Here is a 15,525-nt window from a genome sequence, read left to right as displayed (position 1 = left end):
TCGTCATACGTTCTCCATGCTGCCACGTCGGGGTGACAGCGTGCACGCGGTTATCGGTCCTACTGCGCGTCCCACCAGTCCCGCGACAGTGTTCCCGAGGCCAACAGCACCGAGGGACCACGCATCCAAGCCCTGCCCTGCACGATCGTGACGCGGACCTGACCGCCCGGCACCCGCACGGTGACCTCGCCGGTTTCGGTGGCGACCGACACACCCGCGGCAGTGAGTGCGGCGGCTGCGGCGGCGACGGTTCCGGTGCCGCAGGAACGGGTTTCGCCGACGCCGCGTTCGTAGACGCGCATGTCGACGGCGTTGTCGGCGTCGAGCGGAGTGAGGATTTCCACGTTCACGCCGTGCGGGAAGAGGTCGGGATCGAAGCCGGGTGACACGGTGAGGTCGAGTTTGGCGAGCGCCTCGGCGGTCAGACTCTCATCGACGCAGGCCAGGTGCGGATTGCCGACATCGATGCCGACACCGGCCAGTGCCCAGCCTGCCAGGGTGGCGGTGGAGGGGCCGAGTTCGCGAACGATGCCCATGTCCACGGTGACTTCGCCGGCGGTCCGGCCAGCCGCGTGCACGACCACCGGCCGGGCGCCCGCGCGGCTGCCGATGACGTACTCGGTGCGCGTTTCCAGGCCGTTGGCGTTGAGGTAGTGCGCAAAGACCCGGATGCCGTTGCCGCACATCTCGGCGATCGACCCGTCGGCGTTGCGGTAGTCCATGAACCAGTCATCGGCGCCGACACCGTCGGGCAGCACCTCGAGAACACCGGCGGCCAGCAGCGCACCCGCCTTCGCGACGCGCAGCACACCGTCGGCGCCGAGGCCACGCTGCCGGTCGCACAGTGCAGCGACGCGGTCGGCGGACAGATCGAGGCGCACCTCGAGGTCGGGCAGCACCACGAAGTCGTTCTGCGTGCCGTGGCCCTTGCTGAATTCGATGTCGGACACGCTCACCATTGTCCTCTGCGCCGCAGTCGGGTCCACTACCGGGCGAACGTGCGTCGCTGCCGGGCGATCTCGTAGAGGCTGATCGCCCCCGCCGAGGGCGCGCCGAGCGAGCTGGCGGTGCCGCCCATCGGGATGGTGACCAGGTCGTCGCAGGCCTCGGCCCAGGCCGAGCTCATGCCGGTGGTCTCGTTGCCGACGACCAGGATGGTGGCCTCGGTGAAGTCGTGGTCGTAGATGGTGCTCGGCGCGTGTTCGTCGGTGCCGACGATGCGGGTGGGGATGCCACGTGCCACCTGGCGGTCCCGGAATTCCAGGACCTGACCGGGGCCCGCCGCGCGCAGCACCGGCATGGCGAACAGGGAACCGGTGGAGGCGCGCACGGCTTGCGGGTCGAACTGGTCGGCGCCGTGACCGGTGACGATCACCCCGGACGCACCGAACGCGTCGGCCGAGCGGATCAGGGTGCCGAGGTTGCCGGGCGAGTTCGGGCGGTCGAACACGACGACGACCGGTGCGTCCTCCCCCGGTTCGCCGGGCTCGTAATCGGCCAGATCCGGCTGTTGCGACACCGCGACTGCCACGATCTCCGGCGCGCTCGCCGTCTTCTCCCCCAGCTCGGCCATGAGCTCGGGCACGAGACCGACCTGCGGCACGTCGGCGGTGTCGAGGATCTCGCGTGCCCAACTCGACAGTTCGGGGCCGCCGAGCCGGTAGAGCAACGTTTCCAGGGGCCAGTCGTTGGCGACCGCCTGGGTGATCGGGCGCACGCCCTGCACGAGGAACCGGCCGTCACGAGACCGTTTGCTCCGGTTGTTGAGGTAGGCCTCCCACACCTGGACCGAGGCGTTGCGGGTACTCACTCGTCGCGTCACTGCGCTGTTGATCCTGTCTGTTCGGTGTTCGCTTCGCGGAGCTTGCCGAGCGCGGTCGCGGCGAGCGCGGGATCGGCGCCGTCGACCCAGGTCACCCGGGGATCGCGGCGGAACCACGACCGCTGTCTGCGCACGTAGCGGCGGGTGCCGATCAGCGTGCGTTCGCGGGCGTGGTCGAGGTCGTATTCATTGTCGAGGTAGGCCAGGACTTGGGCGTAACCGATTGCGCGGCGGGCGGTTTGGCCCTCGCGTAGGCCTACGGCCAGGAGTCCGCGGACCTCGTCGACCAGGCCGGTGTCGAACATGAGCGCGGTGCGCAGTTCGATGCGGGCGTCCAGGGCGGCGGTCTCGCGGTCGACGCCGAGGATCGCGGTGTTCCAGCGAGGGGTGCCGATGGTCGGGGCCGAAGCGGCGAACGGGCGTCCCGTCAGTTCGACGACCTCGAGCGCGCGCACCATGCGCCGTCCGTCGGTGGGCAGGATGGTGGCAGCGGCGACCGGGTCGGCTTTTTGCAGTGCCGCATGCAGTGCGCCCACGCCGCTTTCGTCGAGGAGTGCTTCCCAGCGGGCACGGACCTCGGGATCGGTGGCGGGGAAATCCCACTCGTCGAGCAGGGCCTGCACGTACATCATCGAGCCACCCACGATGACCGGGGTTTTCCCGCGCGCCATGATGTCCTCGACGATGGTGCGGGCCGAGTTCTGATAGGCGGCGACGGTGGCGGTCTCGGTGACATCCAGGACGTCGAGAAGATGGTGGGCGATGCCGCGACGCTGGTCGGGCGGCAGTTTCGCGGTGCCGACATCCATCCCGCGATAGAGCTGCATCGCATCGATATTGACGATCTCGCCGTCGAGTTCCTGCGCCAGATCGAGCGCGAGATCGGACTTTCCGGTGGCGGTGGGACCGACGACCGCGATCGGTCTGGGAATCACTGGTCACCGTCCTCGGGTTGCCACACGCTCACGTCATAACCGACGCCATAGGGTGCGCCTTGGTACAGCGTACGTACCAGTGGATCGGTCGAATCCGTCGCGAACAGCCCGCCGAGCACCTGGTAGGCGGCTCGTCCGTCTACGAGCAGTTCCGCACACAGGTGCGGATCGAGCGCGGCCAAACCGCCCCGCGAACCCGCGCGCAAGGCGATGTCGAGTTCCTGCTGAACCGCGGGGGCCCGCTCGTCGAGATAGCCGGGCGCCTTGACCGTCAACGTGGCGGCGCCGTCCGCGACGACGAGCACCCCGCACGGATCCTGCGCACTGTCGAGTTCGGCTCGCAGCGCCGCACCCGCGTCGGCGCACGCGGCGGCCGACGTATCGGCCGCGTACAGCCGCGCCTGCACCGAAATCCCCGGCGCGACCCGCTCCCGCAACCATCCGGCGACCAGTACCGGAAGGGGAAGCTGGGCGTCTGCTGGACCGGGATCGTCGCCCACCGGACCGAGCCCGACGACAACATCGGCACCGAACCCACGAAACGTCCCCCGGGTCCCGGAACCGTAGATCCGGTCATGGCTGTCGACCCCGATGATGATCCACCGGTCGGCGGACGCGGCAAGGGTGGCCGCGGCGTCGAGAGCGGCCGCGCGCAGCACCACGATCGGATCGTCGGGATCGCTGCCGGACACCGGGACTCGCCCACACAGTTCGGGCACCAGCATCGGCGGCGACGGGACCAGGGCCGCTATCGAGAACACGCGGTAACCGTAGCGGCAGCGCGGGTACGCGCCGCATCCGGCGCGGCGCGGGCGTGCGGGGAGTCTGCGAGTGTCCGGCGTCGGGATGCTCGCCGAGATTGCTAGTGTTTTCAGGTGCGACTACCCACGTCGTCCGGGACGAAATCCCAGGAAATCCGCTCTTCGATCCACCGGATCGATGGTTTCCGCGGCTCGAACCGGGTTCAATGGGATGTGCTAGGGCGTAACCAGGCAGCCGTGACGCGCGGCAGGGACGGAGAGCAATGACCGACAGCAACGGAACCGCGAAGCCCACCCCAGGTCCGGCTCCGCGACCGTCCGGTACCCCCAAGCCCGGCGGGAAAGCTCCGAAACCGCATGCCGTGAAACCGGCGCCGGGCCCCGATCAACCGCATCCGCACGCCGTGGTCGTGCCCGCCGTCACCGACCCCAGCAAGTGGGGTCGCGTCGACGAAGACGGCACCGCCTGGGTGCGCACCGCCGAGGGCGAACGCGTCGTCGGCTCCTGGCAGGCAGGCGACGTCACCGAGGGCCTCGCCCACTTCGGCCGCCGCTTCGACGATCTCGCGACCGAGGTCGCCCTGCTCGAAGCCAGGCTGGCCGCGGGCGCCGACGCCCGCAAGACCAAGGCCGCCGCGCTGGCCCTGGCCGAGACGCTGCCGACCGCAGCTGTCATCGGCGACCTCGACGGTCTCGCGACCCGCCTGCAGGCGATCACCGAGCATTCCGAGGAAGCCGCCGCGCACGCCAAGGAGGAGAAGGACCGCGCCCGGCACGAGCACACCGAGCGCAAGGAAGCCCTCGCCGCCGAGGCCGAGCAGATCGCCGCCGAGTCCACCCAGTGGAAGGCCGCGGGCGACCGGCTGCGCGAGATTCTCGACGAGTGGAAGTCGATCCGCGGGGTGGACCGCAAGGTCGACGACGCCCTGTGGAAGCGCTACTCCAAGGCCCGCGAGGCGTTCAACCGCCGCCGCGGCGCCCACTTCGCCGACCTCGACCGCGAACGCGCCACGGCCAAAACGCGCAAGGAAGAGCTGTGCGTGCGCGCCGAGGAACTGGCCGACTCCACCGACTGGACCGGCACCGCCGCGGTGTTCCGCGACCTGCTCTCGGAGTGGAAGGCCGCGGGCCGGGCACCGCGCGAGGCCGACGAGTCGCTGTGGCGGCGGTTCAAGAGCGCCCAGGACGTGTTCTTCGCCGCCCGCAACGCCGCCGTCTCCGAACGCGACGCCGAGTTCGATCAGAACGCCGCCGCCAAGCTGGAACTTCTCGCGGCCTACGAGCACATCGACCCGGCCAACGGCATGGACGCCGCCCGCAACGCCCTGCGTGAGCTGCAGGACAAGTGGGACGCCATTGGCAAGGTCCCGCGCGAGCGCATGCAGGAACTGGAAGCCAAGCTGCGCGCCATCGAGAAGCGGGTCCGCGACGCCGCCGATCAGCAGTGGCGCCGCTCCGACCCCGAGGCCGTCGCGCGGGCCGCGCAGTTCCGTGAGCGGGTCGCCCAGTTCGAGGAGCAGGCCGCCAAGGCCACCGCGGCGGGCAAGAAGCGTGATGCGGAGAAGGCCATGGAACAGGCTCAGCAGTGGCGCGAATGGGCCGAGGCCGCGGAAGGCGCCGTCAGCAATTTGTAATGCGAATCCCGACCCACGACAACTGGTTTCGCTAGAACATCGGTAACTCACCGGGTACGCCCAGAACTTACGTGGCAACCCCGGTGAGACCGGCGGCCGAGCCAGCCGCCTCCCTACGACCGGCAAAAGTCACGGGGAGGCGGGAGGGTCGGTGAGACGCTTGCGGTCGCGGTCCTCGGCTTCGCGGGCGGCATTCCGGCGCTGTTCTTCGGCGGCGAGCTGCACGGCGGTGCGGCTCCAGACGACGCGGACCCAGTGGAACGTGAGGACCATGATCGCGACGGTGCCCAGGATCAGGCCGATGCCGGGGCCCGCGCCCACGTAGTTGCCGAGGCCGGGGGTCTGGCGGTGCCAGATCGACAGGACGCCGAACACGGAGCCGACAGCCGAGCCCGCGCAGGCGATCCAGGCCAGCACCCAGCGGCGAGTGGTCAGGGCCAGCAGCGAGAAGCCGACGCCGAAGATGATGACCATCCACACGAAGATGCGCGACGGCAGACCGATGTGTTCGACACCCGCGGCTTCGGTGTTGAGCAGCACGTCGAAGCCGCGCGCGGAGCCCGCGGTCGGGAGGACGAGGGAGATCAGCAGCGCGAAGACCGCGCCCGCCACCACCAGCGCTCGCGCGCCGGGGTCGATCTCACCGGCGATGCGGCGTTCCACCGCATCGAGTTCACCGCGGAATTGTTCGAAATCCTGGTCGTTGCGCGCCGGGTTCACCGCGTGTCCGCTCCTGTCCACAGGCTGGTCGTTGGCGGGTCCTACTGTGCCATCACCGTTCGCGTCGTCCGCATCCGACCCACTACGACCGGTAGTAGAGCCACTCACGCTATCTCCACGGTCCTGCTCAGGCGGCCCGCGTGGTCACGCTCCGCTACCGCCTCCGGCCACTGACTGCTCACGACGAGCAGCCCGTCGAACAGCCGCTCTCGACCGTTTCGACGACCGGAGCGCCGATGCGCGGCAGGCCGAGCCCGACGCCGATCGGCGCGGTCTTGGGCGTGATGCCACGTTCGTGCGCGTCACCGGCGGCGGTCCGGCGATGCGACTTCACCGCGCTGTCGGCGATGAGGTGGTGCGGCGCCGCCTCGGTGATGTCGACGGTGACGATGTCGCCAGGTCGAATGCCCGTCACGTCACCGGGACGGAAATGCACCAGCCGACCGTCGCGCGCCCGTCCGCTCATCCGCGCGGTCACTGCGTTCTTCTTGCCCGCGCCGTCGGCGACGAGCAGTTCCACCTCGGTCCCGATGAGCGCCTGATTGTTCTCCCACGACACCTGGTCCTGCAGCGCGATCAGCCGTTCGAACCGTTCCTGCACGACCGCTTTGGGCAGCTGATCGGGCAGTTCGGCGGCCGGTGTGCCGGGACGCTTGGAGTACTGGAAGGTGTAGGCGCTGGTGAAGCGGGCGCGGCGGACCACGTCGAGGGTTTCGAGGAAGTCCTCCTCGGTCTCGCCGGGGAAGCCCACGATGATGTCGGTGGTGATCGAGGCGTGCGGCATCGCGGCGCGCACCTTGTCGATGATGCCGAGGAAGCGTTCCTTGCGGTAGGAGCGGCGCATCGCCTTGAGCACCCGATCCGATCCCGACTGCAGCGGCATGTGCAGCTGCGGGCAGACGTTCGGGGTGGCTGCCATCGCCTCGATGACGTCGTCGGTGAATTCCGCGGGGTGCGGGGAGGTGAAGCGCACGCGTTCGAGGCCGTCGATCTGTCCGGTCGCGCGCAGCAGTTGGGCGAAGGCGCCCCGGTCGCGCGGCTGGTCGGGGTCGACGAAGTTCACGCCGTAGGAGTTCACGTTCTGACCGAGCAGCGTCACCTCGAGGACACCCTGGTCGACCAGGGCCTGCACCTCGGCGAGCACGTCACCGGGACGGCGGTCCACTTCCTTGCCGCGCAGGGCGGGCACGATGCAGAACGTGCAGGTGTTGTTGCAGCCCACCGAGATCGACACCCAACCCGCGTAGGCGGACTCCCGCTTGGCGGGCAGTGTCGACGGGAACGCCTCGAGCGATTCGAGGATCTCGACCTGGGCTTCGTCGTTGTGGCGGGCCCGCTCGAGCAGCACCGGCAGCGAACCGATGTTGTGGGTGCCGAACACCACGTCGACCCACGGCGCCTTGCGCACCACGGTCTCGCGGTCCTTCTGCGCGAGACAGCCGCCGACGGCGATCTGCATGCCGGGGCGTCCCTGCTTGACCGGGACGAGCTGGCCGAGGGTGCCGTAGAGCTTGTTGTCGGCGTTCTCGCGCACCGCGCAGGTGTTGAACACCATCAGATCAGGAGTCTCACCGGCCGCGGCCTTCGTGTAGCCGGCGTCCTCGAGCAATCCGGACAGTCGTTCGGAGTCGTGCACGTTCATCTGGCAGCCGAATGTGCGAACCTCGTAGCTGCGCGTAGCCGCGTTCTCCGTCGCGTTCTGAACCGTCGAATCCACCCGTCCAGGGTACGGCCAGCCCCTACCGTGACGCGCATCACGGTTGCATTCGGGTAATAATACGCAAAGGTAACCGACTACCGCTGGGTTACCAGCAGGTGTCGTTTCGGCGTGCCGTCATGCACGTGTCGCCGAAAGCCGGGCAATTCTCCAGATTGGACATAAGGTTTCTCACCATGACCGACGACGCCGCACCCGCGATGGGGAAAGCCGACGCCGCAGCCGCGACCGCTGCTGTGCCGATGATCTCGATGCGCAACGTGGAAAAGCACTTCGGTGATCTCCACGTCCTGCGCGATATCCACCTCGAAGTGCCCCGTGGGCAGGTAGTGATCGTCCTGGGCCCGTCGGGTTCGGGTAAATCGACCCTGTGCCGCACCATCAACCGCCTCGAACCGATCGACTCCGGTGACATCGCCATCGACGGCGTCGCACTGCCCGACGAGGGCAAAGCTCTCGCCGCGCTGCGCGCCGAGGTGGGCATGGTGTTCCAGTCGTTCAACCTGTTCGCGCACAAGACCATCCTCGAAAACGTCATGCTGGCGCCGACGAAGGTCCGCGGCAAGAAGAAGGACGAGGCCCGCAAGCACGCCCTCGCCCTGCTCGAGCGGGTCGGCATCGCCAACCAGGCCGACAAGTACCCGGCCCAGCTCTCCGGCGGTCAGCAGCAGCGCGTGGCCATCGCCCGCTCGCTGGCGATGGACCCCAAGGTGATGCTGTTCGACGAGCCCACCTCGGCGCTGGACCCGGAGATGGTCAACGAGGTGCTCGACGTCATGGTGGCACTCGCCAAGGAGGGCATGACCATGCTCGTGGTCACCCACGAGATGGGTTTCGCGCGCCGGGCAGGCGATCGCGTGCTGTTCATGGCCGACGGCGAGATCGTCGAAGACGCCGCACCCGAAGCATTCTTCACCGCACCGAAGTCCGAACGCGCCAGGGATTTCCTCGGCAAAATTCTCAGTCACTGACTCTTCGAGCATCATCGTCACAAGGAGAAGGAAACCCATGAGGATCAATCGTGCGTTGCGCGTCGGAATCGGCGCTGCTGCACTGGCATTGGCTGCCACTGTCACCGCGGGTTGTGGTGGCGGCAGCGACAAGTCGGCCCTTGACAACGCCAAGGACGGCAAGCTGACCATCGGCATCAAGTTCGACCAGCCCGGCCTCGGCCTGCGCAACACCGACGGCACCTACAGCGGCTTCGATGTCGACGTCGCCAAGTACGTGGCCGACAAGCTCGGCGTGAAGCCGGAGAACGTGACGTTCAAGGAAGCGCCGTCGGCGCAGCGCGAGACGCTGATCGAGAACGGCCAGGTCGACCTCGTCGTGGCCACCTACTCGATCAACGACAAGCGCAAGGAGAAGGTCGATTTCGCGGGCCCGTACTACATCGCGGGCCAGGACCTGCTGGTCCCGGCGGCCAACACCGACATCACCGGCCCCGATTCGCTCGCGGGCAAGAAGGTCTGCTCGGTGAAGGGCTCCACCCCGGCCCAGAACATCGAGAAGAACTACACCCAGGCGCAGCTGCAGACCTACGACACCTACTCGCTGTGCATCGAGGCGATGCGCAGCGGTGCGATCGACGCGGTCACCACCGACAACGTCATCCTCGCCGGTTACGCGGCGCAGTCGCCGGGCACCTTCAAGCTGGTGAACAAGACCTTCACCACAGAGAAGTACGGCGTCGGCCTGAAAAAGGGCGACTCGGAGCTGCGCACCAAGGTCAACGACGCCATCCAGGCGATGATCGATGACGGTTCGTGGAAGGCCGCGCAGGAGAAGAACTTCGCGGGCACCGGTTTCGCGGTTCCGGCACCGCCGACCGTCGACCGCTACTGATCAACCACGTTTCGGTGGCCCGGGGACACCCCGGGTCACCGAAACGGTGATGTCCTGCTGGCCTCAACACCGATCGGAGGACGCGCGTCCGTGTTCGACCTGATCTCGAGGTATCACTCCGAAATCCTCGATGCGTTCTGGGTAACAATCAAACTCACCTTCTTCTCGGCGATCGGTGCGCTCGTCATCGGCACCGTCGTCGCCGGCATGCGCGTGTCCCCGATCCCGGTCGCGCGCTGGGTCGGCGCGGCGTATGTAGCTATCTTCCGCAACACCCCGCTCACGCTGATCCTGGTATTCACCTCGCTCGGCCTGTACAGCACCCTCCAGTGGAAACTCGGCAGTGACGACCTCAAAGTCATCAACTACCGCTGGGCAATCATCGGGCTGAGCGTCTACACCGCAGCCTTCGTCTGCGAATCGCTGCGCTCGGGTATCAATACCGTCGCACTCGGCCAGTCCGAAGCGGGCCGTTCGCTGGGCTTCGGGTTTGCCCAGAACCTCCGGTTGATCGTGCTGCCCCAAGCCTTTCGGGCCGTCATCGCACCGCTGGGCAGTGTGCTGATCGCGCTGACCAAGAACTCAACGGTCGCCTCGATGATCGGCGTGGCCGAAGCGGCGGCGCTGATGGGCGGAATGATCGAGAACGAAGCTGCCATTCTGGCTATCGGTGCGATCTTCGCGCTCGGCTTCGTCATCCTCACCCTGCCGACCGGCCTGTTCTTCGGCTGGCTGGCCAAGCGATACGAGGTGGCACGATGAGCGGCGCTTCGGTTCTGTTCGACGCCCCCGGGCCCCGCGCGCGGCTGCGTCACAACCTGTATTCGGTCCTCGTCGTCGTCATCGTCATCGCGGCGGGCTGGTGGCTCTACGACGCGTTCGCCGAAAAGGGGCAGTTCACCGCGGCCAAGTGGGAACCCTTCCTCGAGGCCGAGGTCTGGGAGACCTATCTCTTGCCCGGTTTGGAAGGCACGCTCACCGCAGCGGTCCTCTCGATCATCGGCTCGGTGTTCTTCGGCATGCTCTTCGGCATCCTGCGCCTGTCGGACCACGGGTCAATTCGCTGGACGGCGGGTGCGATCGTCGAACTCGCTCGGGCGATCCCGGTGCTCATCCTGATGATCTTCCTGTTCTCATTCTTCGCCGACTACAAGGTGTTCCCGTCCGATCAGCTGGCACTGGCGGCAGTGGTCATCGCGCTGATCATCTACAACTCGGCGGTCATCGCAGAGATCGTGCGCGCGGGCATCAAGTCCCTGCCCAAGGGACAGACCGAAGCCGCTGTGGCGCTCGGTCTGCGCAAGAACCAGCTCATGCGGCTGATCCTCCTGCCACAGGCCGTCACCGCGATGCTGCCTGCCCTGGTCTCGCAGATGGTCGTCGTCCTCAAGGACACCGCGCTGGGCTACCAGATCACCTATGTGGAGCTGGTGCGGTCCGGTCAGCAAGAAGGCGCATCGATGCAGAACACGATCCCCGCGTTGATCGTCATCGCGCTGATCATGATCTCGCTCAACATGGCGCTGAGCTTCCTGGCCACCACGCTCGAGAAGCGGTTGCGGTCGCGCAAGAAGAGCGGCGGTGCGGTATTGGCCGCCGATTCGATCCTCACCGACGGTGCGCCGGGCGTCGACATCACCAAGAAGTAGACACCCCGACAGAACGAGGCCCGATCCGATGCGGATCGGGCCTCGTTCTGTTCTCGGACTACTGGTCGTAGCGGTAGAACCCCTCGCCGGTGGCGGCGCCGAGCTTGCCCTTGTCGATGTAGTTGTCCTTCAGCCACGCCGCAGCTGGACGCGGGACCCCCACCGCGCCTCGGTTTCCGGTTGTCCTACCGCGTCCATCATGGAGCGCGCAACCGAGGCAGCGGTGCGTGACCAACCAGTTCCGGCGGATCAGCCTGCGGTGACCAGCCCTTCGGCGACCATCCAATCGCGGGCGACGTCGGCGGGTTCGCGGCCGTCGATGTCGACCTGGCGGTTGAGTTCGGTGATCACCTCGTTGGTGAGGCGGGCCGAGATCGGGGCCATGACCTCGGCGACCTTCGGGTGGGCGTCGGCGAAGTCGCGGTGCATGACCAAGGCGGCGTTGTACTTCGGGAAGAAGGCTTTGTCGTCTTCGAGGAGTACCAGTTCGAGGGCGGGGATGCGGCCGTCGGTGGCGGCGACCGAGCCGAAACGGCACTGCTTGGCGTCGGCGGTGGCCTGGTACACGAGCGCGTCCTGGACGATCTGGCGCTGCGACTTGCCGAGGTCTATCCCGTAGGCGGCGGCCAATCCGGGATAGCCGTCGGGGCGGACATTGAACTCGGTGCCGACGCAGGTGGCCGCGGCGCCAGGGTCTTTCGCGAGCAGGGCCGCATAGTCCGACAATGTGCGGACTCCGGTTTCCTCGGCGGTGCGTTTGCTCGTGACGAGGGCATAGGTGTTGTTCATCGGCGCCATCGCCGCCCACACCATGCCGTGCTCGGCGAGGTCGGCGTCGCGGACCGCGTCGAACTGCGCCTGCTCGGTCGGGATCGGCTTCTCCTTGCCGAGGTAGTTGATCCAGCCGGTGCCGGTGTAGTCGTAGGCGATGTCGATCTGGCCGTGCAACTGGGCGTCGCGCAGGCTGTTGGAACCCTGGATGTTGGTCAGGTCGCGCACGTTCGCACCGGCGGCGGTGAGCGCGAATTCGATCATGTAGCCCAGGATGTTGGCTTCGGTGAAGTCCTTGGAGCCCACCGTCACCGCGACGCCGTCGAGTTCGGGTACCGGTTGGATACTGGCAGGACCGACGGGAAGCGGTACCGAACCGCCCGACTGCAGTCCGCAGCTCGCGAGGACCAGCGCGCTCAGTACGGGGGCAATCCAGCGCAATCTTGCGGTGAACCTCAACGCAACCCCCTCGGGCCGAGGAACTGTTCGGCCAGCGCGCCGAGCCAGTCGACGAACAGCGCCAGCGCCACCGCGAGCACCGCGCCGAGGGTCAGAGTGACGGTGTCGCGCAGCTTGTAGCCGGTGTCGATGAGGATGCCGAGTCCGCCCGCGCTCACCATGAACGACAGGGTGGCGGTGCCGACGGCCAATACCAGCGAGGTGCGCAGCCCGGCCAGGATGTAGGGCACTGCGAGGGGAAACTCGATGCGGCGCAAAACAAGTCCCTGCGACATGCCCTGTCCCCTACCGGCGTCGATCAGGGCGGGGTCGACCTGCTGGTAGCCCAGGATCGTATTGCGCAGCACGGGCAGCAGCGAACAGAACGCGATCGGCGCGACCCCCACCCAGAACCCGGTGGTGCGGGTGACCAAGTAGCACAGCACGATCAGGCCGATCGCAGGCGCCGATGCACCGATATTGGCGATGCCGACGAAAAATGGTGCGAGACGGCGGAATCCTGGCCGGGTGAGCAAGGTCCCGAGCGGCACGGCGAGCGCGACGACGATGAGTACCACCGCCGCCGTGATCAGGATGTGCTGCCAGGTCACCTCGGCGATATTGCCCACCGTGATGGTGGCCTGCTGGGTGACGGTGAGATCGCGCCGGAACGCCCAGACGAGCACGCCGACAGTGAGAATCACAACGATCACCGGTTGGGCGAGCAGTCGGAGGTATTCGGCGCGCCGCTGGGTTGCGGGGGCAGCGGTCGCGGCGGGCACGTCGACGATCGAACGTGGCTTAGCGGAAACAATATTCGTCACGGTGCTGCCCTCCGTTCACGCGCGGGCAGCACGGGTTCGGCGGTGCTGCGATACAACGGGGCCGTCATGCCGTTGCCGTTTCGGTCGCGGCGAGGTGGCCGATGAGGGTGTCGACGGTGACCGTTCCCGCGTAGGTGCCGGTGTTGTCGACGACGACGGCGGAGGCGGTGCGTTCGGTGAGCAGCGCGGCCAGTGCGTCCTGGAGGGTCGCGTCGGCGGGGAGGGAGGTGCCGATCGGGGTGCCGAGGTCGCGCAGTGAATCCGCGTGGGCGAGTTCGGCTGTCGAGACTCGGCGAAGGGGGCGACGCTGCGGGTCGAGGACTATGCCCCAGGTGCGGTCCGCGTCGCGCAAGGCGGCGGTCAGGGTTGCCGGGGCAGCGTCCTCGGCGACGGTGACACCCTGGTCGAGGTCCATGTCCGCGAGGACTGCCAGTCCGAGGCGGTCGATGGTGGCGGTGGCGCCGACGAATCCGGCGACCGTCTCGTCGGCGGGGGCCGCCAGGATCGCGGCGGGGGTGTCGTACTGCAGGATGCGGGAGCGGTTGCCGAGGACGGCGATGCGGTCGCCCAGCTTCACCGCCTCACCGAAGTCGTGGGTGACGAACACGATGGTCTTGCCCAGTTCGCTTTGCAGACGGAGCAATTCGTCCTGCAGCAGGGCACGGGTGATCGGGTCGACGGCGCCGAACGGCTCGTCCATCAGCAGGACCGGCGGGTCGGCCGCCAGCGCCCTCGCCACCCCGACGCGCTGCTGCTGGCCGCCGGAGAGCTGGCGGGGGTAGCGGTTGCGGTAGGTGTCGGGGTCGAGGCCGACGAGGGTGAGCATCTCGTCGGTGCGTTCGGAGATGCGGCGGCGGTCCCAGCCGAGCAGGCCGGGGACCGTGGCGATGTTCTTGGCGACGGTCATGTGCGGGAACAGTCCGGCCTGCTGGATCGAATAGCCGATGCCGCGCCGCAATTCGTCGGAGTCCATCGCACCCGCATCTCGGCCGCCGATGGTGACGGTGCCGGAGGTGGGTTCGATCAGGCGGTTGATCATCCGCATGGTGGTGGTCTTGCCACAGCCCGAGGGGCCGACCAGCACCACGATCTCCCCGGCCGGGATGGTCATGGAGACCTCTTCGACCGCGGGTTCGGGCTGTTCGGGATAGCGCTTGGTGACCCGGTCGAGGACGATCTCCTCCCCGGAGACCGCGGACGCGGTTGTCGCCTTGGTGATTTCGATGTCAGTCACGAATTCCCCTCGGAATAGTGAGCCGTCCGAGCAGAACAAGGACGCCGTCGAGTGCGAGCGCGAGCACGACGATGAGAACGGTGCCGGTGAGCGCCTGTGGGATCGCGTTCGGACTACCGAGACGCCCGAGCCCGGAGATGATCAGATTGCCGAGACCCGGCCCCTTCGCATAGGCCGCCAGCGCCAGGATGCCCATGATCATCTGGGTGCTGACCCGCATGCCGGTGAGAATGGACGGCCAGGCAAGGGGCAGTTCGATCTTGGTCAGCAGCCGCAACCGGTTCATCCCGACACCGCGCGCGGCATCGGTCACCGCCGGATCCACCGACGACAACCCGAGCACGGTATTACGCAGAATCGGCAGCAGCGCGTACAGCACCAGCGCGACGATCGTCGGCGCGACACCCAGCCCGAGGAACGGAATCAGCAGCCCGAGCAGCGCGAACGACGGCACGGTGAGAATCGCCCCCGCCGTAGCGGTGGCAGCAGCGGATCCGAGCGGACTCCGATACACCAGCACCCCGAGCGCCACCGCGATCACCGTCGCAACCACCAGCGACTGCACCACCGCCGACACATGCAGATAAGAATCGACCAGCAGCTGTTCTCGCCGGTTCACCACGAACGACCACAACGCGTCCAGGATGCCCTCCCCCGTCGTTCGACGGCCACCTACGGCCCTGCTCCCCGAAGTTCCCACCCCGACCCGGGGCGAAACATCGAAACCATCTGTGCGAAACCATGTTTCACCAGCGCGATCATCCTACGCCGCGCGAAGACCCCTCGCGCGGAATCGGACAATGCCGACCGCGAGGCCCTATCGATCAGCCTGCGACAGCTCGTCTTTCACTACCGCGAAGGCCACAGACGGGCTGTACCCGCGGCGGGCCAGCATGTCGACCAGCCGGCGGGTGGCCTTGGTGCGATCCAGGTCGGCGGGCATGGAACGGAGTTTGCGGCGAACCAAGTCGATGGCGGCTTGTTCGTCGCCAGGAGTCGGACGCCCGGCCGAACGGCGACCCGTCTCTGGTTCGGCTGTAGCGCCGAAGGTTTCGCCGGTGTCCGCTGAATCGGCGTCCGACGCACCGCGCGACGGCGAGCGGCGTGTCCGCCACTGACTGTCTACCTCGTCGGAATTCGGTCGCGCTGCTTGCTCGCTCGCACCGACCGGGCGG

15 protein-coding genes and 1 pseudogene are annotated in these 15,525 nt (G+C 67.5%); 5 read left to right on the top strand and 11 right to left on the bottom strand.

What is annotated here, in order from left to right:
• Window positions 1-59: 59 nt before the first annotated feature.
• Genes dapF through ACFW6D_RS25045 form a run of 4 tightly spaced genes read right to left on the bottom strand, consistent with a single transcriptional unit; the run spans window position 60 to window position 3,518 of the window.
• Complete coding sequence (dapF, locus tag ACFW6D_RS25060; protein WP_379332052.1) at window positions 60-941, bottom strand: diaminopimelate epimerase; 882 nt, start codon at window positions 939-941, stop codon at window positions 60-62.
• A gap of 44 nt (window positions 942-985) precedes the next feature.
• Window positions 986-1,822 carry a TrmH family RNA methyltransferase gene (locus ACFW6D_RS25055; RefSeq protein ID WP_379231933.1) on the bottom strand — a complete coding sequence of 279 codons (837 nt, stop codon included), beginning with the start codon at window positions 1,820-1,822 and terminating at the stop codon, window positions 986-988.
• Window positions 1,819-2,757, bottom strand: coding sequence for a tRNA (adenosine(37)-N6)-dimethylallyltransferase MiaA (miaA, locus tag ACFW6D_RS25050; protein WP_379331943.1), 939 nt, complete (start codon window positions 2,755-2,757; stop codon window positions 1,819-1,821). The genes ACFW6D_RS25055 and miaA overlap by 4 nt, the downstream gene beginning before the upstream one ends.
• Window positions 2,754-3,518 carry a hypothetical protein gene (locus ACFW6D_RS25045; protein ID WP_379331941.1) on the bottom strand — a complete coding sequence of 255 codons (765 nt, stop codon included), beginning with the start codon at window positions 3,516-3,518 and terminating at the stop codon, window positions 2,754-2,756. Before ACFW6D_RS25045 ends, miaA begins: the two co-directional genes overlap by 4 nt.
• A 263-nt stretch (window positions 3,519-3,781) precedes the next feature.
• On the opposite strand from ACFW6D_RS25045, the gene ACFW6D_RS25040 reads away from it, so the two are divergent.
• Window positions 3,782-5,152: a DUF349 domain-containing protein gene (locus tag ACFW6D_RS25040; RefSeq protein WP_379331939.1), complete on the top strand. Its 1,371-nt coding sequence runs from the start codon at window positions 3,782-3,784 to the stop codon at window positions 5,150-5,152.
• A gap of 129 nt (window positions 5,153-5,281) precedes the next feature.
• On the opposite strand, the gene ACFW6D_RS25035 is transcribed toward ACFW6D_RS25040, so the two are convergent.
• Both ACFW6D_RS25035 and miaB read right to left on the bottom strand, forming a co-directional pair.
• Window positions 5,282-5,893 (bottom strand): hypothetical protein, encoded by a 612-nt coding sequence (locus ACFW6D_RS25035; RefSeq protein WP_379331937.1) that lies wholly within the window; start codon window positions 5,891-5,893, stop codon window positions 5,282-5,284.
• Between the two features lie 157 nt (window positions 5,894-6,050).
• Window positions 6,051-7,589, bottom strand: coding sequence for a tRNA (N6-isopentenyl adenosine(37)-C2)-methylthiotransferase MiaB (miaB, locus tag ACFW6D_RS25030; protein WP_379331935.1), 1,539 nt, complete (start codon window positions 7,587-7,589; stop codon window positions 6,051-6,053).
• A gap of 242 nt (window positions 7,590-7,831) precedes the next feature.
• On the opposite strand from miaB, the gene ACFW6D_RS25025 reads away from it, so the two are divergent.
• From ACFW6D_RS25025 to ACFW6D_RS25010, 4 genes are all read left to right on the top strand, one after another.
• Window positions 7,832-8,560 carry an amino acid ABC transporter ATP-binding protein gene (locus ACFW6D_RS25025; RefSeq protein WP_379232314.1) on the top strand — a complete coding sequence of 243 codons (729 nt, stop codon included), beginning with the start codon at window positions 7,832-7,834 and terminating at the stop codon, window positions 8,558-8,560.
• A 37-nt stretch (window positions 8,561-8,597) separates the two neighbouring features.
• Window positions 8,598-9,434: a glutamate ABC transporter substrate-binding protein gene (locus ACFW6D_RS25020; protein ID WP_379331933.1), complete on the top strand. Its 837-nt coding sequence runs from the start codon at window positions 8,598-8,600 to the stop codon at window positions 9,432-9,434.
• Between the two features lie 90 nt (window positions 9,435-9,524).
• Entirely contained in the window at window positions 9,525-10,196 is a 672-nt protein-coding gene (locus ACFW6D_RS25015; protein WP_379331931.1) for an amino acid ABC transporter permease, read from the top strand.
• Entirely contained in the window at window positions 10,193-11,083 is an 891-nt protein-coding gene (locus ACFW6D_RS25010; protein WP_379331929.1) for an amino acid ABC transporter permease, read from the top strand. Before ACFW6D_RS25015 ends, ACFW6D_RS25010 begins: the two co-directional genes overlap by 4 nt.
• Before the next feature lie 249 nt (window positions 11,084-11,332).
• Here the strand turns inward: ACFW6D_RS25010 and ACFW6D_RS25005 are convergent, their stop codons facing one another.
• From ACFW6D_RS25005 to ACFW6D_RS24985, 5 genes and pseudogenes are all read right to left on the bottom strand, one after another.
• Window positions 11,333-12,313: a glycine betaine ABC transporter substrate-binding protein gene (locus ACFW6D_RS25005; RefSeq protein ID WP_379331927.1), complete on the bottom strand. Its 981-nt coding sequence runs from the start codon at window positions 12,311-12,313 to the stop codon at window positions 11,333-11,335.
• Window positions 12,310-13,083, bottom strand: a complete 774-nt coding sequence (locus tag ACFW6D_RS25000) for an ABC transporter permease (protein ID WP_379332050.1) — start codon at window positions 13,081-13,083, stop codon at window positions 12,310-12,312. Before ACFW6D_RS25000 ends, ACFW6D_RS25005 begins: the two co-directional genes overlap by 4 nt.
• 97 nt (window positions 13,084-13,180) lie before the next feature.
• The gene (locus tag ACFW6D_RS24995) at window positions 13,181-14,350 is read right to left on the bottom strand and encodes an ABC transporter ATP-binding protein (protein WP_379331925.1); all 1,170 of its coding nucleotides are present in this window, start codon (window positions 14,348-14,350) and stop codon (window positions 13,181-13,183) included.
• Entirely contained in the window at window positions 14,343-14,993 is a 651-nt protein-coding gene (locus tag ACFW6D_RS24990) for an ABC transporter permease (RefSeq protein ID WP_379332048.1), read from the bottom strand. Before ACFW6D_RS24990 ends, ACFW6D_RS24995 begins: the two co-directional genes overlap by 8 nt.
• Before the next feature lie 174 nt (window positions 14,994-15,167).
• Window positions 15,168-15,326: pseudogene (locus tag ACFW6D_RS24985) on the bottom strand (recombination regulator RecX); the annotation flags it as partial.
• Window positions 15,327-15,525 lie beyond the last annotated feature (199 nt).

The sequence above is a fragment of the Nocardia sp. NPDC058705 genome, assembly GCF_042749305.1.
Classification (GTDB): domain Bacteria; phylum Actinomycetota; class Actinomycetes; order Mycobacteriales; family Mycobacteriaceae; genus Nocardia.
Note: the sequence above shows the minus strand (reverse complement) of the source record. Positions and strands in the feature narration are given on the sequence as shown.